General features: G+C 32.0%; 20 protein-coding genes. 15 read left to right on the top strand and 5 right to left on the bottom strand.

What is annotated here, in order from left to right; all coding sequences use genetic code 11:
- Positions 1-3 precede the first annotated feature (3 nt).
- Both U0D62_RS15740 and U0D62_RS15735 read right to left on the bottom strand, forming a co-directional pair.
- Positions 4-3369 carry a hypothetical protein gene (locus tag U0D62_RS15740; RefSeq protein WP_322288264.1) on the bottom strand — a complete coding sequence of 1122 codons (3366 nt, stop codon included), beginning with the start codon at positions 3367-3369 and terminating at the stop codon, positions 4-6.
- Between the two features lie 437 nt (positions 3370-3806).
- Positions 3807-4988 carry a cytochrome-c peroxidase gene (locus tag U0D62_RS15735; RefSeq protein WP_322288263.1) on the bottom strand — a complete coding sequence of 394 codons (1182 nt, stop codon included), beginning with the start codon at positions 4986-4988 and terminating at the stop codon, positions 3807-3809.
- 238 nt (positions 4989-5226) lie between these two features.
- On the opposite strand from U0D62_RS15735, the gene U0D62_RS15730 reads away from it, so the two are divergent.
- From U0D62_RS15730 to U0D62_RS15660, 15 genes are all read left to right on the top strand, one after another.
- Entirely contained in the window at positions 5227-6066 is an 840-nt protein-coding gene (locus U0D62_RS15730) for a helix-turn-helix domain-containing protein (RefSeq protein WP_322288262.1), read from the top strand.
- 117 nt (positions 6067-6183) lie between these two features.
- On the top strand, positions 6184-7008 hold the full coding sequence (locus U0D62_RS15725; protein ID WP_322288261.1) for a helix-turn-helix domain-containing protein: 825 nt from the start codon (positions 6184-6186) through the stop codon (positions 7006-7008).
- 76 nt (positions 7009-7084) lie between these two features.
- Positions 7085-7432, top strand: a complete 348-nt coding sequence (locus U0D62_RS15720; protein ID WP_322288260.1) for a hypothetical protein — start codon at positions 7085-7087, stop codon at positions 7430-7432.
- An 11-nt stretch (positions 7433-7443) separates the two neighbouring features.
- Complete coding sequence (locus tag U0D62_RS15715; protein ID WP_322288259.1) at positions 7444-8538, top strand: cytochrome P460 family protein; 1095 nt, start codon at positions 7444-7446, stop codon at positions 8536-8538.
- 52 nt (positions 8539-8590) lie between these two features.
- The gene (locus U0D62_RS15710) at positions 8591-9214 is read left to right on the top strand and encodes a cytochrome P460 family protein (protein WP_322288258.1); all 624 of its coding nucleotides are present in this window, start codon (positions 8591-8593) and stop codon (positions 9212-9214) included.
- Positions 9215-9248: 34 nt separating this feature from the next.
- Positions 9249-9761: a hypothetical protein gene (locus U0D62_RS15705; protein WP_322288257.1), complete on the top strand. Its 513-nt coding sequence runs from the start codon at positions 9249-9251 to the stop codon at positions 9759-9761.
- Positions 9762-10126: 365 nt separating this feature from the next.
- Positions 10127-10567: a peptide-methionine (R)-S-oxide reductase MsrB gene (gene msrB / locus U0D62_RS15700; protein ID WP_322288256.1), complete on the top strand. Its 441-nt coding sequence runs from the start codon at positions 10127-10129 to the stop codon at positions 10565-10567.
- Positions 10568-10600: 33 nt separating this feature from the next.
- Entirely contained in the window at positions 10601-11149 is a 549-nt protein-coding gene (msrA, locus tag U0D62_RS15695; protein ID WP_416135543.1) for a peptide-methionine (S)-S-oxide reductase MsrA, read from the top strand.
- A gap of 30 nt (positions 11150-11179) precedes the next feature.
- Complete coding sequence (locus U0D62_RS15690) at positions 11180-11485, top strand: hypothetical protein (protein ID WP_322288254.1); 306 nt, start codon at positions 11180-11182, stop codon at positions 11483-11485.
- Between the two features lie 827 nt (positions 11486-12312).
- Complete coding sequence (locus tag U0D62_RS15685; RefSeq protein WP_322288253.1) at positions 12313-14061, top strand: GEVED domain-containing protein; 1749 nt, start codon at positions 12313-12315, stop codon at positions 14059-14061.
- 218 nt (positions 14062-14279) lie between these two features.
- Positions 14280-14528, top strand: a complete 249-nt coding sequence (locus U0D62_RS15680) for a GlsB/YeaQ/YmgE family stress response membrane protein (RefSeq protein WP_322288252.1) — start codon at positions 14280-14282, stop codon at positions 14526-14528.
- Between the two features lie 268 nt (positions 14529-14796).
- The gene (locus U0D62_RS15675; protein WP_322288251.1) at positions 14797-15393 is read left to right on the top strand and encodes an RNA polymerase sigma factor; all 597 of its coding nucleotides are present in this window, start codon (positions 14797-14799) and stop codon (positions 15391-15393) included.
- The gene (locus U0D62_RS15670) at positions 15390-15836 is read left to right on the top strand and encodes an anti-sigma factor (RefSeq protein WP_322288250.1); all 447 of its coding nucleotides are present in this window, start codon (positions 15390-15392) and stop codon (positions 15834-15836) included. Before U0D62_RS15675 ends, U0D62_RS15670 begins: the two co-directional genes overlap by 4 nt.
- A gap of 65 nt (positions 15837-15901) precedes the next feature.
- Entirely contained in the window at positions 15902-16279 is a 378-nt protein-coding gene (locus tag U0D62_RS15665; protein ID WP_322288249.1) for a DUF6249 domain-containing protein, read from the top strand.
- A 105-nt stretch (positions 16280-16384) separates the two neighbouring features.
- Entirely contained in the window at positions 16385-17872 is a 1488-nt protein-coding gene (locus U0D62_RS15660) for a serine hydrolase (protein ID WP_322288248.1), read from the top strand.
- Between the two features lie 228 nt (positions 17873-18100).
- Here U0D62_RS15660 and U0D62_RS15655 read toward each other — a convergent pair whose 3' ends face one another.
- From U0D62_RS15655 to U0D62_RS15645, 3 genes are all read right to left on the bottom strand, one after another.
- Positions 18101-18592, bottom strand: coding sequence for a TlpA family protein disulfide reductase (locus U0D62_RS15655; RefSeq protein ID WP_322288247.1), 492 nt, complete (start codon positions 18590-18592; stop codon positions 18101-18103).
- Positions 18593-18727: 135 nt separating this feature from the next.
- Positions 18728-19255, bottom strand: a complete 528-nt coding sequence (locus U0D62_RS15650; RefSeq protein ID WP_322288246.1) for a hypothetical protein — start codon at positions 19253-19255, stop codon at positions 18728-18730.
- Positions 19245-19898 (bottom strand): hypothetical protein, encoded by a 654-nt coding sequence (locus U0D62_RS15645; protein WP_322288245.1) that lies wholly within the window; start codon positions 19896-19898, stop codon positions 19245-19247. The genes U0D62_RS15650 and U0D62_RS15645 overlap by 11 nt, the downstream gene beginning before the upstream one ends.
- Positions 19899-19932 lie beyond the last annotated feature (34 nt).

The raw sequence follows: 19932 nt of genomic DNA, 5'->3' as shown, positions 1-19932 counted from the left end.
GGATTAGTTTTTGTAGTGGTATTTGTTTTTGCTTAAGATGTTTCCCTGTGCGTCTTTGATATACTCCAGACGGTTAAAGTTGTCATAGGTATAATACATAGTTTCTTCTCTGGGATCTGTAACGCTGGTAAGTCCTATTAATGGATCATAAGTATAGGTAGTTACGAGAGTACCCTCTTTTTGAGAATAAACCGCTTCGCGTAAATTATTAAGCCATACCCTCAAGGTATCTTCTGAAGCTGTATCATTATCTAAATCAGACAATGTTTGTAAATCTTCAATGTTCTTACCATAGGAGTCAAGCAACCATTGGTCTACTTCATTATAAGTGACATTTTCTATTTGTGCAATAGGGGAGGTTTTATTATATCCCCAGATATATACGATATGGGTTCCATCTACTTTGGATACTTCTAAAGGGTTACCTTTATTGTCATACTTATGATAGGTAATCCTGTTTTCTAGAACCTGATCTCCTTTAGAGGATTGTATATTAATTGGTAGTAAAATATTGGGGAAAGGCTCTAAAAATTCGGTTTTTTGCTTACTTAATGACACAGAAGAGTTAGGCCCCGTATTATCAGTTATATTCCCTTCGTAGATATTCGTCTCTAAAGGAATAAATTGATGTAAATCTTTTAGCTTTTGTTCTGTTGCTGATAAGTTCGATTTGTCTTGAGGATATACAATTTCGGTATAATTTGTTTTCCCGTTGCTTAGCGTTTTTTTGATATATTTAGCCTGGTGGTGATTCTCATAATTATAAAAATATTCTGTCGAATTGTTTATTTCTTTGGAGCCATCATGATTTATTAATTCTGTTTTCTTTAGCTTAAAAGTCCCCATATTTAAATAATATGGAGTAAACAAATTATGACTATTCGCTGGATTCCAATTGGGGTCATATATCCCATTCCAGGCAGCGAGTTTTATAAAGTTATAATTGTTATTGTCTAATGTTAAAGTACCATCTGAGGAATATTCAGGATATAATAAATGCGTATTGGAGCCTGTGAAACCACCGTATTCATAAGTATTTTTTGTTTCTGAAACTAACTCATAATTTCCACCTACGTTTCTGAAATTTTTTATTTCCAATGGTTTTCCTCTCAACCATTCGTTATCAGTTGGTAAGAAATAAGGAAACTTATAAAAATCACCTGTATTATCATCTACCGTAAATTTATATTCAGTTTTACCTCGATTATTCATTTTGTCACCATAATATTCGGTAACAAACTCATAACCTCCATGATTTCCCTGTTCATATGTCAAAGTGTTGGCCGGTTTTGAAACTATCGCTTTTAATGCTCTTATTTGTTGGCCGCCGGTAATAGTTACCGTATAAAACTCATAATAAGAAGGTAATGAGAATACTCTTCCTGATGTTTTTCCTGATATATCGTTGTATTCATATTCCTTGGTAATAGTTTCTTCGTCACCATTATTAAGCGTAATTTTCTTTATTCTATTACCTCCAGTGTAAACTACTTCTTCCTCGGATTGATCAGAATTGTCATCGATTAATTCTTTCCATTTAAGAGAAACTCCAAAACCATTTTCAAAATCCAAAGGATCTTCATTGTGAGGATCAGTGGGAATAACTTTAAGGATATATTCTCCTTCTTCAATAGTTATTGAAGTAGTTCCCTTATGTAGTATCCCGTATACCGAACCGTTCGTATTGTATATTCGAACCAGATACGGACAATCGGTATTTTCTACATTGGTACAAGTAGAATATGGTAGAAAAACACTTGTTTCTAAAGTTCCTAAAGAGGGGAATTGGGATATGATTAAGTTAGACCCTACAGAAAAAGGAATAGCATACGTTTTTGTTTGAGAATCATAAAATTCAAGATCTTTCTCTAATACTACAAATTTGTCTTGTACAGGGTTATTATTATTGGCTGAAAAAGTAATGATATCTTTGAATTTTTCAGGCAAAATAGCTCTATTACTTTCATATTCATAGGTGGACCAACCACCTGTAGGGTATTCAATTTTTTTAAGTAAACCTGCTTGCATTTTTAACACATCTACTGATCTACCTGCTATCTCATCAGTATTTTCACTAAAAACTGCAAATTCTCCATTATTCTTTCCGTTATAATATCCCCATTTATCATGTGATGTAGAAAATCGGTTGGGCAAAACGATCGGATCATACGTAAACTTAAATGGTGTTAAAAGTTCATTATTAGTTCCCTGTTCAGTAATAGAATTAAGAAATAAACGTTTTCTTGCCTTAGGTTCAAATTGATATAAATCATATATCATATTAGTACTACCATCTTCTGATTCTGTATGAAAGTAATCAAACACATACTTCTTTATTCTTTGATTTTGTTTATTAAGAATCTCTATATTACTAAGTGCTGTGGAGTTATTCAAATCTTCTCTTACGAAGGAATAATCAAAATTAACCTCGCCTAAGTCAAATATGATCGTGCTTAACTTCTTTTGATAAATTCTAGTTTTTGAGAAATAGGCCGTTTTAACGAATCCATTACCACTTAACTCTGCAACCTCCTGGGATTTTCTATAGGTTGTAGAATAAGCTAAGGAAGGTGACTCAGATTCATAAGTAAAATTAATTGTTCTACCTAATAAATCAATGATCTCCATAAGATACCATGATGTAAATTTGTTACTTGGAGTAGCAGCACTTGAATTTAAGCCATTATAAGTATATGTATAGTTGGTTACCGTATGATCAGAATCTCTTGCAATAGAAGAACCATCTTTAGATTTTCCAAAATAGTATTTTGTTCCATTAGTGTCTGTGATTATAAAACCTTGGATTTGAGAAGCAGGATCCCCAACGGTCTCTACTTGTATATCATCATACGTCTGAAGTATAGGTTGATTTGTATCACGATCATATATGAACTTTCCACTGAATCCTAAAAAATTGAACATAAATAAGTCTGGATCTCTATCAAAATCTCCATTTAGATCTGCTTGGTATGCACTTTTTCTAGTATTGTCGTCGTCTAAATCAAAAAAACCATCATAATGAGATTGTCCTAAATACCCTTTGCTTTGATCATCTGCTCTTCCTCTTGTTTGTCTGGTAACAGCACCACCGGCATTTAATGACCAGCCAATACCATAGTTGGAAGCTATTTGTTCTACTTTAATACCTCTGGCATGATATGAAAGCCCTATCGGGACTTCAATACTTCCAGATTTTAATGTGTATAAAGGAATATTAATAGTTGGTAACCCCGTGTAATGAGAGACAGGCACTTCAACATATTGAGCTAATGAAGCTGCATTAGGAGCAGGAGGGACAATTTTGGGTAAGTCTTGACTCTGTATATGATGAATAATCAATACAAAGAAAATAAAGAATGTCTTTTTCATGAATAGATCTTAATAGAATTAATTAATGCTCAAAAATCCAGTATGAAAAAAGAATACGAGTTCTAAATCTTAAGAAACTTTAAGAATCCGAACCTTTTTGTACAGATATTTTACCCATAAAAAAGATTGTTTTTTTTAGATTGAGAGATAGGAGTATAACGATCGTCAGGCGTTAGAGGATAAGTGATCTATTGTATGAGAGAATTCTTTATTTTTTTAGAAAGAACCTTATTTTGGTAGAAATTATAATAAAAGATTTGGTGAACTATAATGATATAGAAATAGATTCTAAAAATTTAGACTAGGGCAAAGAAAATACTTAAGATATAATTATCAACTCGTGTTAATGATAAAAACACCAATCCAAATTTGAAATCCTAATGTTTCAAACTCAGATTGGCATTCCCTGAAACCACATATGTTTACTATTAGAATGTCTAATTTATAAATGGATCACTCCATTTTTCATTTGTATAAACGTCTTGACCAGATAATGTACTGATAAAAGCAATAATATCATTCATTTCCTGATCAGTCATATTTAAATTTTGCAGGTTGTTTCCACCTGGACGTAATCTTTGATCTAATTGTACATTATTTTGATTTATTGAATTGTAATGATTTAAAACATCTTCTAAAGTAGCCGCTGAGCCATCATGAAAAAATGCACCATTTGAGGAACCACTGTTGTTAACTGCATCTCTTAAACTAGGTGAGCGAGTAATGGTTAAATCAGATTCATTACTATTATAAATGCCTATAACGCCATTGTTTCGACTATTGGGATCTATATCAAACTCAGGCGCTCTATGACAACCTGCACACCCAAAACCTCCTCCGACTCTGACTCCTTGATCATTAAACTGAGGTCTTTCTGTAAATAATGTTTTTCCGTTATTTTCATTTTGTGTGAAATTTGGGAAGTTTTGGTTATCATTCCCAACTTGGGCTCTTCCTGCATCATATTTGCTATCAAAAGATTGAATACTTCTTATAAATTGAGCTAAAACATTTTGAATTCGTGGTTCTGTGATTTGATTATCACCAAATACCATGGTGAATAACTCAGGATAGTATTCGGTAGCTGCTAATTTGGCGATTAAATCATTAAAATCAGGATCACCTTCGAGTCCACTATATCCCATTTCAATGTGATCCTGGATAGGTCTTGTTGTTTGGTCCTCAAGTGATATTGCACGTTCATCCCAAAAAAAGCGAGTTTCTGTAGAAAACCGAGCATTGATTAAACGCATAGAGTGCCTTCCTGTGAATCCATTTAATCCTGTACTTACAATATTGTTATCTCCAAATGCAAAAGCCTGTTTGTGACAAGATGAACAAGAGATGGTATTGTTGGCTGATAAATTTTTATCATAAAATAAAACTCTACCCAAGATAGCTCCCAAATCCGTAATAGAATTATCTGCAGGAGTATTATCTTTTGTTATATAATTAGGGATTGTTTGATTGGCATAATTTGACAAGTTTTCAAAATCTATATCAAAATAGGTAGATAATACCTCAGAAGGAGTATTTTCAACATCAATAGGTACATATTCATCATTAGAAGAACAAGCAGTTAAAACAAAGATAGAAAGGAAAAAAAAGACTTTTTTCATAAACGATTTAGGTTAATTGATTTCTCCTTAGACTAAGGTTTTTAAGAAAGGTTTAACGATATGCTAAAAAAAATGTAAAATAAGGACTACATGTCTAGAGATTAGTAGGATAAAACCTTTTGGATGTAATTGTCTCATTTTTGTAAATATCTGATAATGAGTTGTTTTTTTAATGGGCTAATAAGCTTTCTTTCGAACATACTTTTCTTTTTTGTGAAATTTCTTCGTTTCTTTGAGTATGAAATTTGACTATACAAGCATTAAAGATGAGAGTACTTTTGTTCTAACAGATTTTAGTTGTGCCTCATCTCGACTCCTCTTAAAAAATAAAGGATTGTATAAAATTATATGGTGTAGAGAGGATAATGCGTTTGTAATAGTTGATGGGTATAAAATTGAGTTAAAAAAAGATCAAGTTATTTTTTGCACTCCTGTTAATGTCTTGGAAATTGATAAAGATATTAAGGGTTTGATTTCCATAGTTTTTAACAGAGAATTTTACTGTATAAGGGATCATGATAAAGAAGTTTCTTGTAACGGCTTTTTATTCTTTGGATCTTCGCATCCACCAGTGATCACTTTATCCGAAAAAGATAAAAATAGCTTTGAGATGATGGTATTTTTCTTTGAGGAAGAATTTGAAATAAGAGATCATTTACAAGGAGAAATGTTGAGAACCGTTTTAAAAAGAATGCTTATCAAATCGAGTAGGCTTATAAAGATGAAACTCCCTGATCCTGAACTTCCAAGTTCTCAATTGGATATTATCAGAAAGTTTAATTTACTTCTTGAAAAAAACTTTAAAGAAAAACATCAGGTAGCTGATTATGCAGAAATGCTTTTTAAATCCCCTAAGACACTATCGAACTTATTTCATAAATACAGTGATAAATCTCCATTAAAAGCTATTAATGAGCGAATTACTCTAGAAGCTAAGCGCCTTTTAATTTACTCTGATAAAACGGCAGAAGAAATTGCTTACGAGTTAGGGTATAAAGAACCGGGACATTTTTCTAAGTTCTTTAAAAAACAGGTAGGTAAATCCCCGATTGAGTTTAAAAAGGAATCTTTTTACTAAAAATTACTAGGTTAATCACCTCATTATGGGAAAAATGTCCAATAAATAAAGAAAAATGTCCATTCTGATAGGGTAGTTTGAAAAATACATTTGTAGTCAACTAATTATCGACTAAAGATGTTTTCTCAACTACTAACAACCCCATCAAGCAATGACAATGTCAGCATCAGGACATTTAAAGGACCTCCTGCATTGATTACAGCAGAAAATGCGTTCACCATTGTTTTATTAGAATATTCAGGAACTATTAAAGTTAACTTCAAGACTTCAGAAACAGAAGAATTTGCAATTCTCTTTTTATGTCCGGACGAAGTAGTTGAAGTACCCAATTATAAATCGTTGAAAACAATTGTGTTTTCAGGAGATTCTACTCTTAGAAATACAGTAGGCTTTAATTTTGCTTTCGGAAATATTCATAAACTCTTTCCTCTTTCAGGTGAAGCATATGGTGAACTGGATAATTTTTATAACAAAATTTCTGAGTTGATTACGCAAGAAGCTATGGGATTTGATTTTGAGATTTTACAAGCTCTCAATTCAATGCTTGGACTTAGTTTGGCGTACACTGGTTTTGGATTTTCTAATAACAGGGATTATTCTCTGGTGCACGACTTTATTAGTTTAGTTCATGAACACTATACCATGAATCATCAAATGTCTTTTTATTCAAAATTATTAAATGTTCCCTCAAAAAGAATCACTGAGAAATTCAAAAGTCTTGATGTAATGACTCCTCACGCATTTATTAAAAATAGAGTGATTACCGAAATCAAAAGACAACTTCTTTATACTAATAAAACCGTAAAAACTATCTGCTTTGATGTGGGGTTTAATGATCCAGCATATTTTGCAAGATTCTTCAAAAAAAATGAGGGGATAACAGCTACAGATTACAGAGAGAGGTGGAAGGATAAAATCCCAGACGAGATTAATTTAGACTGATTCTTAATACTTTAAAAGAAGATATAAAAGAAAAATGTCCACGAATAATGTTTAACATCCCCTTAATTTTGATAATATGTCAAGTATAATACTCCATAAATTTCTGAATTATGTTTACCTCGGAAAACTGGAAGATGTATTGAGATTGTTTTATACATCAAATACATTAATACGATTAAACAAAGACGGTATTTACCTGGAACCAACAAGTGGTAAAGAAGCGATAAAAAAAGCTTTATCTGCATTTAAAACGATACAGTATAAAGTTGAAGATGTGATTTTTAATGAAGAAATTATTAGTTATAAAATATACCTGATAACAAAAAACCTGGAGAATCAAATAGATTTTTCAGAACATATTATAACCAATAAATGGAAGAATAATAAAATCTATGAACATCAACATAATATAATAACTCATTAACTACTAGAAATATGAAAATTAAGTTTTTATTACTTGCCTCAGTTGCAAGTTTATGGTTTTTTAGCTCGTGTAATCAGGCTAAAGAAGATTATAAAGAAGTCGCTTATTTTACAATGAATGGTGACGAACTAGAACGACCAAAAGATTACAGAACCTGGGTGTATGTTGGAACACCAACAACTCCTAATGATATGAATAATGGAAAAGCAGCTTTTCCAGAATTTCATAATGTTTACATTGACCCGGTAAGTTATAAGTACTGGAAAGCTAATGGAGAATGGAGAGAAGGAACCATATTAATTAAAGAATTAGTAAGTGTTGGTTCTAAAGCAGCAGTTAGTGGAAATGGTTATTTCATGGGTAAATTTATTGGGCTAGAAGCTACTATCAAAAGTAGTAAGCACTTCCCTAATGAACCAGGAAATTGGGCGTATTTTAGTTTTACGAACCCTAACGGAGGTAATGTGGCTGATAAAGCAAAAGCTTTTGAAACTAATCAATGTAATGGTTGTCACGACGCAAGCGCTGCAGATGATTTTGTCTTTACACAATACTATCCAATTTTAAGAGATGCAAAAGGTGTTGGAGAAAATCAGATTCCTGAAAATAGCGCAAATAGAAAAGCACCTAAAAAAGATCCTTGGCAGCCTTCTGCAGCAACTCCAGAAAACATTGATATCGGAATCCCTTTGGATACCGAAGGATTGTTTGCGTATCTAAAAGAGGGAAAATACAAGTCATTTAAAAATCGTGAAAAAGAAAAACATCCTTCAACAGGCCCTCATACCAAGCTAGGACTACCTGTTCAAGTATATATGAATGATGCAATTGCAACTTCTTTGGCAGAGAATAAAGAAGAGCATCCAATGGGCTCAACGATTGTTAAAGAGATGTACAGCGAAGATGGAACCCTTGCTGGTTGGGCTGTAATGGCAAAAACTCAGGATACTACCGATGGAGGAAATGGTTGGTTTTGGTATGAGGTAACCAGTACCGAAGACCCTAATGAACTTGCCGCAAAAGGAAATGGAGTAGTAGGGTGTATCAGTTGCCACAATGCTGGAGGTAGAGATATGGTACGTACAGCATTTCCTTTTAAAGGTTAACAAATAATAAGTATACACACAATTCAATTAACAATTAGATAAAATTAAAAAAATGAAAACAAATGTATTGAGATTGTTAGTAGTCGCTCTAATAGTGGCTATAACAACGGTGTCTTTTAGTAAAAAAGAACCTGCAAATAAAACATATGAAGATCCCACGTTTTTTACAATGAATGGAGATGAACTAAAACGTCCAACAGATTATCGTTCTTGGGTATATGTTGGAACACCTTTAACTCCTAATGATATGAATAATGGAAAAGCAGCATTTCCAGAATTCCATAATGTATATATAGATCCAGTGAGTTATGACTACTGGAAAACAAAAGGAAAATTTAGAGATGGAACTATTATTATAAAAGAGCTTGTAAGTGTAGGATCTAAAGCTGCTGTAAGTGGTAATGGTTATTTTATGGGAGAGTTTATTGGTCTTGAAGCTACAATCAAGAGCAGTAAGCACTTTGCTAGCGAACCAGGAAACTGGGCGTATTTCAGTTTTACAAACCCTAATGGCGGTAATGTAGCAGATAATGCAAAAGCGTTTAAAACAAATCAGTGTAATGCGTGTCATGCAGCGAGTGCAGCAGATGATTTTGTTTTTACACAATATTATCCAGTATTGGCATCTGCCAAAGGCGTAGGTAAAGAAGCTCCAGAAAATTCATCTAAAAGATAAATGTTATTTATAATAGATGGTTTTGGCGAGAATAATGAATAGAGATATATGGTTTAAAGAATCAATAATCGCTTTAATCATTCTTTTTGGATCAATTGGTTTTGATAATGTATGGGCTCAGGAAATAACTAACCAACATCAACAACATACGGTTGATAAAGAGCCCGGTTGGGAGTTTGTAATCTCCCAAATTGTACAATCAGATTTAGAGGGCGCATATGATCCAGCTACTGAACTGCATATTACATATTGGACTACGCATCAGTGGGCTTTTGGGTTAGGATACACCATGGTATTTGAAAATGAAGATAGAATAGGTCATGAATTAGCGGCTTTGGTAAGTCATAAACCATGGCAAATCCTAACAATTAATGTAGGGCCTTCTTTTTCTTTTGAGAATTCAGAAGAAGGTGCTTCATTATCGGGATACCTAGAAGGAGAGATTAATATAAAGATAGGTAAGTTACATACCGGCCCGGTGCTGGGAGTGCTTATCGGAAGAGAGACCTCGGCATTTGGCGGGATTCATTTGGGCTACGAATTGTAGACCAAAAATAGTTAATGGGTAACTTTTGAATGAAACCAATTCTAGTTAATTCTAAATACATATAGATGATATATCGCAGTTGATAGATAGGTAGAGAATTAGCAAAAGTGCCGAGGTTGTTCTTTATAGAAATACCTCTAAAATATGGCTCTGCATACATAAATTGTAGTAAACGTATGAATACTAAATATAATATATAAGAAAGAGAGTTGTGCGAATGCATAGCTCTCTTTTTGTTTGTTCAGAACTGCGAAGTGAAAAATTGACAAGCATATAGGAAGTATGAACCTTATTCTAAACGTAGTTATAGAATATCTTTGTGGTAAGAAATAAAGAGTTCATAAACCATTAAAATTGAAGAGAATATGACTTGGAAAGATGTAATTAAGTATGCAAATCATGGAAACCTCGTGCCAGACAAACGTGTGGAAAAAACAATGGATGAGTGGAGAGAGTTATTGACTCCTGAACAATTTAGAATTACTCGTGCAAAAGGTACAGAGAGAGCATTTACAGGAGAGTTATGTAGCATTTTTGAAGAAGGTAAATATCAATGTGTTTGTTGCGACACTCCATTATTTGATTCTGTAGGTAAATTTCACTCAAGTTCAGGGTGGCCAAGTTTTACAGAACCAATAAAAGAGAATGCCATTAAGTATGAAAAAGATGCTTCATATGGAATGATACGAGTAGAAACTGTATGTAATACGTGTGATGCTCATTTGGGGCATGTTTTTCCTGACGGTCCAGAGCCTTCAGGATTGAGATTCTGTATAAATTCAGAAGCTATAACATTAAATAGATAACCTTTTAAATTACATAGACGTACAATGAGTAATATGAATAATACAATAGCTACAGCAATTTTTGGAGGAGGATGTTTTTGGTGTACAGAAGCTATTTTTCAGGAGGTAGAAGGTGTTGTTGAGGTGTTATCCGGATATAGTGCCGGAAACGCACCAGGAAAACCTACCTATAGAGAAGTGTGCTCTGGCCTTACAGGACACGCAGAGGTCATTCAGGTAAAGTATAAGCCAGAAGTAATAACATACGGAGAGCTTTTGGTAATTTTTATGACCACACACGATCCTACTTCACTTAATAGACAAGGAGCAGATCGAGGAACACAATATAGATCTATAATCTTGTATAATTCTGATGAAGAAAAAGAGATAGCAGAAGAAGTGATAAAACAATTACAACCACATTTTTCAAATCAGATAGTAACAGAATTGGCAAAGCTCACGATATTTTATGAAGCAGAAGTTGGACACCAAGAATACTATAAAAACAATCCTCAGTACGGATATTGTACTGCGGTAATTGAACCTAAGCTAGTAAAATTTCGTGAGCGATACCAAGAAAGATTAAAAACAGATAAAGTATAAAAAAAGAATATTAATCTAAAAACAGAAACTATGGTTAAGAATTTTTTAATTGCAATAAGTGTTGTTTTCTTAAGCTTTACTCCTAATACAATTGAAGTAGAGGATAAGGATACAAAGGAAAAAGAAATTAGTATTGAAGTGGCAGCTGAAATAGATGCTTTCAATAAAATAATTGATCTCAAATTAACTAAAGCTGTACAACTAGAAGAACAAGCAGAAGAGCTTCTAAAAGTGGACCAAAATTCTGAAAAAGCAATTGAGTTACGTAAAGAAGCTCAATTACAAAGAATGATGACCTTAAAATATCAAGCAGCCATAGCTTGTAGAACAAAATAAATTTATAATATGCTAATGGCAAAAAAGCCGTGATTGTAATATAATCACGGCTTTTTTTATTCCCAAAATGCACGCTTTTATGTGTTTTAGGGATCATAAACCTATTAGACTCCTCAATGTTGTTGTCTTTTTCAAAAACAACTCCTTTTTTTTATAAACATTTAAAATACAAGTAGGTGGCTTTTTTTGATGTTGACGAATAGTATTATTTTATTAAATAATGATTAATTTTTAGATTAATTTTTTGTTATTAATATAAATCAATTTTATTTTTAATGATCTGATTATTATGAATTTAACTAAAAAATGGAATCGTTTAAAATATCTTTTTATTAATATGAAAAAAGATTTTTAATAGAGAATTATTCCCTAGTTTTGTATTAAGAAATTAAAACCTAAAACTTGTAATAAATAGATTTGACCATTACATTTTCATTATAGTAAAAGCGAACTCTTCAAGATCATAAGAAATATGATCAGCGCGTAGTATAGACCAAGGATTTTATTAAGATTTATCAGCACTATTAAAAGTAAATAAAACTCATGAGGATGGGGACTCAAAAAAATGTTAGTTTATTCAGCTATATAAAACCATCCGAACCAATTGTGTAAATATTTTAAACCGTAATTAAGGAAGAAAGTACTTAATCGGTCCGAAAAGCAAACACACCTATTAACCTTATCGTTCAATAAAATAATTTTAGAATAACCAAAAAAACCTTGTCAAAGCCTGATAAGGAAGCAATAAGTTATTTTGTAAAAACATTAAATCTATAGGATTAATAGGTTAATATTAAATTATACAAACACTAATCAATTTTTAAGCAATGAAAACAACCAAAAACTTGCTAATACTTTTTATATTTTTTTCATCATTTCAGTCCCTTATCGCTCAAGAATCTGAGTATTGCGAGGTTTTTAGTCCAGAAGAAAATAATTATATAACCAATGTGACTTTTGCTAATCTAAAGAATCCTTCTGAACTTGGAAACAATGGATATTCTGACTTTACTGATAAAAAAGCCTATATCCAAAAAGGAAGAGAATATCAACTAGAAGTAACTACTCGATGGACGCATTGGTCTCATATCTCTATTCAAGCTTGGATCGACTGGAATGGAGACGCTTCTTTTGAATCATCAGAAAGAGTGTTATATAAAATCGGAACCGGATCTATTTCTGGCACTGTAGCTGTTCCTGAGAACGCTCAATTTGGAGTAACGAGGATGCGAATACGATACAATTATGATGCAGAACTTGGAGCTTGTGAAGTCAATAATCGAATCGGAGGAGAGATTGAAGATTATACCATAATGATCTCTGAAATAAATGGGCCTTTAAGCCGCTTTAAAGCTTCTTCTAATTACATAAATGATGATAAAGATCTTGTAGAATTTGCAGATGCATCCACAAATACTCCAACATCGTGGCATTGGGAGTTTGAAGGAGGGATTCCATCTGTAAGCACACAACAGTTTCCTTTAGTACGATATATAAGATCAGGTAGGTTTTCTGTTAAATTGATTGTCAAAAATGAATTTGGAGAAGATGAAGCGTATATAGAGGATTTTATGACTGTAAATATTCCAAATGAAGTAACCGCACCCATATGTAATTTTTCTACCGTTTTAACGCACGTTACCGATGCCAGCCAATATGTAAGATTTGATGATCTGTCAGAAAACAATCCTACTTCCTGGAATTGGGAATTCGAAGGAGCTACTCCTGCGACTAGTACAATGCAGACTCCTCAAGTTAAGTATGATAAATCAGGAAGTTATTCTGTGAAATTAACTGTAAGAAATAGTGGAGGGGAAGATGTTATGGTAAGAGAAAATTATATCGTTGTAGACCTTGAAGAGGAGCGCTGTACTAGTACTAATGAGAGACCAGTTGGACAATATATTACTAATGTAAATTTTTCCAATGTAAATAATGCATCAACATATAATAGTGGATATGAATATTATAGTTTTCCGGGTACAACTGTCGAAAGAGGACCAATCGTATATCCAAACGAAGCTTCGGTGATTGAAGTGAAAACAAATGCGGTATGGTATCAGACAAAATTGGGTGTTTGGGTAGATTGGAATCAGGATACTATTTTCTCACCTGGAGAAAGACATAACCTAGGAACACCGTCTTCTTCAAATGGATCCTGGATTTCTTTTTTTGTAATCCCAGAGAATGCAAAGCTCGGAAAAACAATACTACGAGTAAGAACGGTTTATGGAGAAGAATTGTCACCTTGTGGTAATGCCTGGTTTGGAGAAACCGAAGATTATGAAATAACCGTTGTAGATCCTAAGAATAGAAATAAAGCGTTAGGAACTGAGAATTCAATTGTTTCTCCTAATCCTAGTAATGATGGTTTATTTAATTTTACGTTTAACCAACCTATTGAGAACGTTTCTTTTGAAGTATATAATAATAAAGGAATCAAAGTTTATACCTCTTCAGGGCACTATAATAAAGCAAATATCACATTGGATCTGTCAAAACTGAATAAAGGACTTTATACGGTTATAACTACAGTTGATAATAAAGTAGAAACCACTAGAATTGCAATTCATTAATTGATTTTCTATAAATAATTATAATAAAAGCTGCCGTTAGGTGGCTTTTGTTGTTTTTGTGCTTGAGGGAAGAATTTTTATACCATCTCAAAGTGGTTTATAAGCTATTTTATAGAGTGTTTTACTGACAAACAAAAGTAATATTCGCAATTAAAAATAAAATGCCTTATATTCATAACATCTTAAATAACTGTATAGTAATTAATTAAATCAAAAGAATGGAGCTTATTATAACAATTATCATTGGAGCAGTAGCTGGCTGGTTAGGTAGTACAATTTACAAAGGAACCAGTCTAGGTATCATCGGAAACATTGTAGTAGGTATTCTAGGAAGTTTTCTAGGATATTGGGTTTTAGGAAAACTTGGGATCAATTTGGGTTCTGGATGGATAGGAACAATACTGACAGGTGCAATAGGAGCAATAATTATTCTCTTTCTGCTTAATTTGATATTCAAGAAAAAATAGATAATTGTTTCACCAGGTTAACGTATCCTTTGACCTGTGACTATTAGATATAAAAAACACAAAAAAGTCCAACAGAAATGTTGGACTTTTATTCTTTCTTTTAGGTTATTATCGGACCAGTTTTTTTGTACATATAAAACTAGCAAACGATGTCGTTTATTCATACCCATTACCCTTTATTTTTATGAAAAAAATTAACCTGAATTTAAATAAAACATTTATCTGCAACTTTTTTTAAAGTATCCTGTCTAATGTATTAATCAGGTAAATGAAACAGGACCACTCCATAGATCAACGTTTGGTAAAAAAGGTGCTAGAAGGCAATTCTAATGCCTTTAAAACCATCATTCTTAATACTCAGGGATTGGTGATTCAAATCATTTATAAAATGGTTAGAAGCTCAGAAGATAGAGAAGATTTAGCCCAAGAAGTATATTTAAAAGTTTTTAACAACCTTGCTGGTTTTAAGTTTAATTCTAAACTTTCTACTTGGATTGGGACGATTACTTATAACACTTGTTTAAATTTTCTGGAAAAGAAGAAAATACCCATCCTTAATGTAATTGACAAAGAGGGAAATGAATCATGGGATATTATAGATAGTACTATAATTGATAATGCTAGCAATCAAACAGAATCTTATATTTTCAAGAAAGAAAGTTCCCAGGTACTTGCTCAGGAAATAGAAAAGCTACCTCCCTTATATAAAACGATTATTACCTTGTATCACAATGAAGAATTAAGTTATAAAGAGATTGGTAAAATTACCAACTTACCAGAGGGAACATTAAAGAGTTATTTATATAGAGCAAGAAAGCAATTGAAAGAAAATCTATTACTTAATTACAAAAGAGAAGATTTATGAAAACTATACATGTAAGTGATTATGATATTCAACAATTTACATTTGACTTGTCAGAATGTGAAGCTGAGGTAGTAAAACATATAAATTCTTGCGAAATATGTAAAAGAAGAGTAGAGGAGTATCAGTTGTTGTCAAATACAATAAAAAGTCAACCAGACCCAATATTTGAATTTAATTTATCAGATCAAGTTTTAGAACAATTAGAAATATCTCCAGAGAAAGAATCCACCTATGGTTATTTTATTTATGTTCTCATTGTACTAAGTATTGGGGTAGTTACTTCCTGTTTATTCTACTTTAAAGAAATCTTTATTGATCTATTTAAAAGTACGGCAGCAATCTCAACTTATTTAATTATTAGCGTTACTGTTTTAATTTCTTTGGTGATGGTATTTGATATGTTTAGATCTTTCAATAAAAAAATAGATCTTTTGAATTATTAACGTCTTTTTTGCAACATTTATTTAGGTAATCGATCTAATTTATTATAATCTAAAAATATAAAAATATGAAACCAATATTTATAACATCCTTATCAAGAATTGATCCTGACATTTATAAAGTAATCGTTGTTATTTTTGTTATTCTTTTAGTGATGAGGTTTATAATAGTCATTCTACATAAAATGCTAGATCATAAATTAAAGAATAAAATTATTGACAAAGGAGTAGATCAAGACTTGGCTTCTTCTATTTTACAAACAGAATCAAACAACGAGACACATAATAGCATTAAATGGTTTATTATTTTAATGACCACAGGAGGAGGTTTGTTTCTAACAAATCAATATTTGCCTTTAGGTCTTCACTCCATTGGGATAATGACCATAAGTATTGCCATAGGGTTTCTAGCGTATTATGCTTACCTGAAGCGCTTCAATAAATAACCAAAATACCAATACCACTCTTTTTTAATCATTTTTTTAATGACTTCATAAAATTGAAGCAATAGAAAAGTACGTCCAATTGTAAACAAAATTAAATAGAAAATCATGAAAAAAACACTAATAATAATATTCAGTAGTATTCAGTTTTTAGTACCATTAACTAGAGCAAATGCGCAAGTAAAAGAAGATCATAAAGCTCTTAAAAGTAAAATTGACAATTACTTAAAAGCAGGAGTCAAAAATGGTTTTTCTGGATCCATACTCGTTGCTAAAAAAGGAGAGGTAATCATTAACAAAGGTTATGGAATGGCCAATAAAGAAAACAATATCGCCTATACTCCAACCACAGTTGCTACAATAGGATCGGTTACCAAGCAGTTTACAGCAACGGCTATTTTAAAACTAGTAGAGTATAATAAATTAAAACTTACAGACCCATTAAGTAAATTTTTTAAAGGAGTTCCCAGTGATAAAAAAGAGATTACAATACATCAGCTATTATCTCATACAGCGGGGTTTATAGATGTAATTGGTAATGGTGATTTTGATGACATCCCTATGAAACACTTTTTTAAAACCCTATTTACAACACAATTGCGTCATAAACCAGGATCCAAATATGCTTACTCAAATTCAGGTTACAGCATTTTAGCCAGAATTATAGAAATAACCTCTGGTCAAGAATATGAAAGCTTTTTAAATAAACACTTATTTCAACCTGCAGGAATGACTCATACCGGGTATTTTATTCCGGAATGGAATGATCATTTGGTCGCTACGGGATATGCTAGAAATATTTTTAATATGGGAACCATGATATCACGTTTTCAAAAAATGAAAAAAGTTACGTGGACCTTAAAAGGTAATGGAGGGATTCATTCTACAACTGGAGACATGTATAAATGGTATCAAGCTTTAAAAAATGGTGTCATTTTACCGAAGGAATTATTCGAAAAACTGACTACTCCTTATGTATTAGAATACGAAGGGGGATCAAGTTATTATGCTTATGGATGGGCGATTTACAATTCTGATAAAAACACAAAAATCATCAGTCATAATGGGGGGAATTCCATTTTCTTTCATGATTTTATATGGCTACCTAAAGAAGATGTTGTCGTAATACTATTTACGAATGCAAGTAGTAGAGAAGTAGAAGTAGCTTGGCCTATTGAAAAAATGATTTTCGATGAAAATTATCATGCAGCACCCATAAAAAAGAATCTACATAATTTGGTCTTGGATGTCATAAAGAACAATGACTCGCAGCAGGTAAATAACATCATTACTCTTATTAAAAAAGACTATAATTCTTACCTTAAAAATTCTGATAATTTAAATGACCTTGGGTATGAGGTTCTAAAAACAAATAGAAATCCTGGACTAGCAGTAGCTTTGTTTAAATTAAATACCGAGCTCTTTCCTGAAGAAGGAAATCTTTGGGATTCACTGGGTGAAGGTTATCTGGTACACGGTCAAAAAGAAGAAGCTATAAAAAGCTATAAAAAAGCATTAGAATTAGCTCCTGAAAAAGACTGTTATTGGTGTAAAGGATCCGCAAAAGCTCTTGATAAGTTAGAAAAAGCAAAATAATGAATACAATCTCGAATTCTCTTGTTTGATATAGCTTTTAATCTTGTGTTTAATGACTTTATGTGTATGAAGTTATAGAAAAGTCCAACATTTATGTTGGGCTTTTCTATAACTGCTAGTTCTATATTGAATTGTAATCTTGTGATTTAATATTTTATGTTTAGAAACACAAATATCCACAACCCTATTGTGATTCTTAAAAAAGTTTAAACCACTTCGACTAAAAAATCACTGAATTTGTTTAATAAGTTCTTTTAATCTTTTCTTAGTTAATCCACCAATTTGAGAAGTTACTAATTTACCTTCCTTGTTATAGAAATAAGTAGTAGGTCTCGAATAAATATTATAAGCACTTAAGTTTTTCTTACTTCTCAAGAATGTAAATGTATAAGATTTGTTCGAAGCAAACGAACTTATCTTTTCCTGAGATTCGTCAGAAATCATAACAAATTCTATTTGATCGTTTAATTCTTGCTTTACCTCCTCAAAATGAGGGAATTCTTCAATACACGGAGCACACCATGTAGCCCAATAATTGACTACCATTGGCTTTTCTGTATAATTTTCTATCGAAATGACGTTGCCCTCTAAATCTTTTAATTGCATATTAGACAATTCTAAACCAGGAGCTTTAAATGCTATAAAATATATTATTGCACTTAATCCCAAAAACATCATTATTCCCGAAGGGAACCCTAACCAAAACATTTTTTTATTCATAACTTAACTAATTAATGATAGATTAAAGAATACCACACCTATAACAATGGACACTAACAACGTGCTAAAAAAACCAGCCATCAGTCCCATCAAAAAACTACCTACTTTTCCCATGATTCAATTTTTAAATTATTTTTAGTATCGTTTAACTCTTTGATACGTATCTTCCTTGGTTAGTTTATCTAAAGCGAGTAAAATATTTTTGCTACTTAAATCTCTTTCATTTTTTAATGCTTGAAACAGTTGAATGATAATATCTTCACCATGATCATTTACTAAGTCTATAAAAAACAATAACCCAGCTCCATATTGTGGGGTACCTCCTTTAAATTCATCTTGTTCTGGGTTTTCCGAAATTCCAGTCCCAGTCCAATTTAGGAGGTTTGCATTTCCCTTTACTTCTTGGTAGGATTCTCTTCTTTTTTGTAACATATTTTTTGCTGTCTCTGGACTTAGTTTTTTACAAACTTTGTAAGCCATATATTCTGCTAAACCGTCTCGAAACCAACGTGTATTAGCAGCTTTAATACCTTTTAAAACAAGATGTAATTCTGTTACTTCATGGAAATAGACCCAATTCAGGAACAATTGTGTTTCAAAATTTGCTTCAAAATCTTCTTCTGTTTTAAATACAACAGGAATTACTGGCTGATCAACTTCCATACTTTGTAATTCTCCTTGTATGAGAACGACACCAAAAGGCAGTGCCAGGTTCCACCCTAGTTTTTTTTTCTAGTATTTCAATTCCTGAAAGTTGTTTTCTATGAATGTCTTTTGCTATACCTTTATATTTAGTTTTATAAAAGGTTTTAGTATTTTTTGTAGTGATTGAATCAAATAAACTAAGATTTAACCCATTAGCTTCTGTTTCCCCTTTTTTATCATCCTCATCGACCTCGACACTGACTTGCATATCTAATTTTAAATGAAAAAAATAGACATTCGAATTTTCGACTATCATTTTAAATTTTATAACCTTATCAACTAATTTTTCATTAAAATCAATAAAAAATTTGCACTTAACCGATAAGATATTTCCTTTTGTTTTAGTGATTTTTACATTTTCAACCTTTTTTAAAGGTATTCCCACTATCATTGTCTCAAAAATTTGTCTTGACATACCTGTATCAAAATCGTTTACAGTAAAATCAGGTGAAATATAGTCTTCTACAACCGTAATATCTCTTTGTTTAATAGTCTCCTCCAACTTTTGAAAAGCTTCTTCTACCGATCTCGCAACGGTATCTGTTGTTTGTCCCTGACAGATACCTAGTGTCAATAATAAAATAGCTAAATATTTTTTCATAATTTATAATATTTGATTCATAATCGTCTGATAA

The organism is Aquimarina callyspongiae (assembly GCF_034322225.1).
Taxonomy (GTDB): domain Bacteria; phylum Bacteroidota; class Bacteroidia; order Flavobacteriales; family Flavobacteriaceae; genus Aquimarina.
This window is presented reverse-complemented; position numbering and strand designations above follow the sequence as displayed.

Excerpts from the sequence above, each read along its gene's own strand:
- msrA (WP_416135543.1), top strand. The coding sequence starts at position 10,601 with ATGAATAATACAATAGCTACAGCAATTTTTGGAGGAGGATGTTTTTGG.
- U0D62_RS15730 (WP_322288262.1), top strand. The coding sequence starts at position 5,227 with ATGAAATTTGACTATACAAGCATTAAAGATGAGAGTACTTTTGTTCTA.
- U0D62_RS15740 (WP_322288264.1), bottom strand. The coding sequence starts at position 3,369 with ATGAAAAAGACATTCTTTATTTTCTTTGTATTGATTATTCATCATATA.
- U0D62_RS15645 (WP_322288245.1), bottom strand. The coding sequence starts at position 19,898 with ATGAAAAAATATTTAGCTATTTTATTATTGACACTAGGTATCTGTCAG.
- U0D62_RS15650 (WP_322288246.1), bottom strand. The coding sequence starts at position 19,255 with ATGGAAGTTGATCAGCCAGTAATTCCTGTTGTATTTAAAACAGAAGAA.
- U0D62_RS15665 (WP_322288249.1), top strand. The coding sequence starts at position 15,902 with ATGAAACCAATATTTATAACATCCTTATCAAGAATTGATCCTGACATT.
- U0D62_RS15715 (WP_322288259.1), top strand. The coding sequence starts at position 7,444 with ATGAAAATTAAGTTTTTATTACTTGCCTCAGTTGCAAGTTTATGGTTT.
- U0D62_RS15735 (WP_322288263.1), bottom strand. The coding sequence starts at position 4,988 with ATGAAAAAAGTCTTTTTTTTCCTTTCTATCTTTGTTTTAACTGCTTGT.
- U0D62_RS15680 (WP_322288252.1), top strand. The coding sequence starts at position 14,280 with ATGGAGCTTATTATAACAATTATCATTGGAGCAGTAGCTGGCTGGTTA.
- U0D62_RS15710 (WP_322288258.1), top strand. The coding sequence starts at position 8,591 with ATGAAAACAAATGTATTGAGATTGTTAGTAGTCGCTCTAATAGTGGCT.
- U0D62_RS15725 (WP_322288261.1), top strand. The coding sequence starts at position 6,184 with ATGTTTTCTCAACTACTAACAACCCCATCAAGCAATGACAATGTCAGC.
- msrB (WP_322288256.1), top strand. The coding sequence starts at position 10,127 with ATGACTTGGAAAGATGTAATTAAGTATGCAAATCATGGAAACCTCGTG.
- U0D62_RS15720 (WP_322288260.1), top strand. The coding sequence starts at position 7,085 with ATGTCAAGTATAATACTCCATAAATTTCTGAATTATGTTTACCTCGGA.
- U0D62_RS15660 (WP_322288248.1), top strand. The coding sequence starts at position 16,385 with ATGAAAAAAACACTAATAATAATATTCAGTAGTATTCAGTTTTTAGTA.
- U0D62_RS15690 (WP_322288254.1), top strand. The coding sequence starts at position 11,180 with ATGGTTAAGAATTTTTTAATTGCAATAAGTGTTGTTTTCTTAAGCTTT.
- U0D62_RS15670 (WP_322288250.1), top strand. The coding sequence starts at position 15,390 with ATGAAAACTATACATGTAAGTGATTATGATATTCAACAATTTACATTT.
- U0D62_RS15655 (WP_322288247.1), bottom strand. The coding sequence starts at position 18,592 with ATGAATAAAAAAATGTTTTGGTTAGGGTTCCCTTCGGGAATAATGATG.
- U0D62_RS15685 (WP_322288253.1), top strand. The coding sequence starts at position 12,313 with ATGAAAACAACCAAAAACTTGCTAATACTTTTTATATTTTTTTCATCA.
- U0D62_RS15705 (WP_322288257.1), top strand. The coding sequence starts at position 9,249 with ATGAATAGAGATATATGGTTTAAAGAATCAATAATCGCTTTAATCATT.
- U0D62_RS15675 (WP_322288251.1), top strand. The coding sequence starts at position 14,797 with ATGAAACAGGACCACTCCATAGATCAACGTTTGGTAAAAAAGGTGCTA.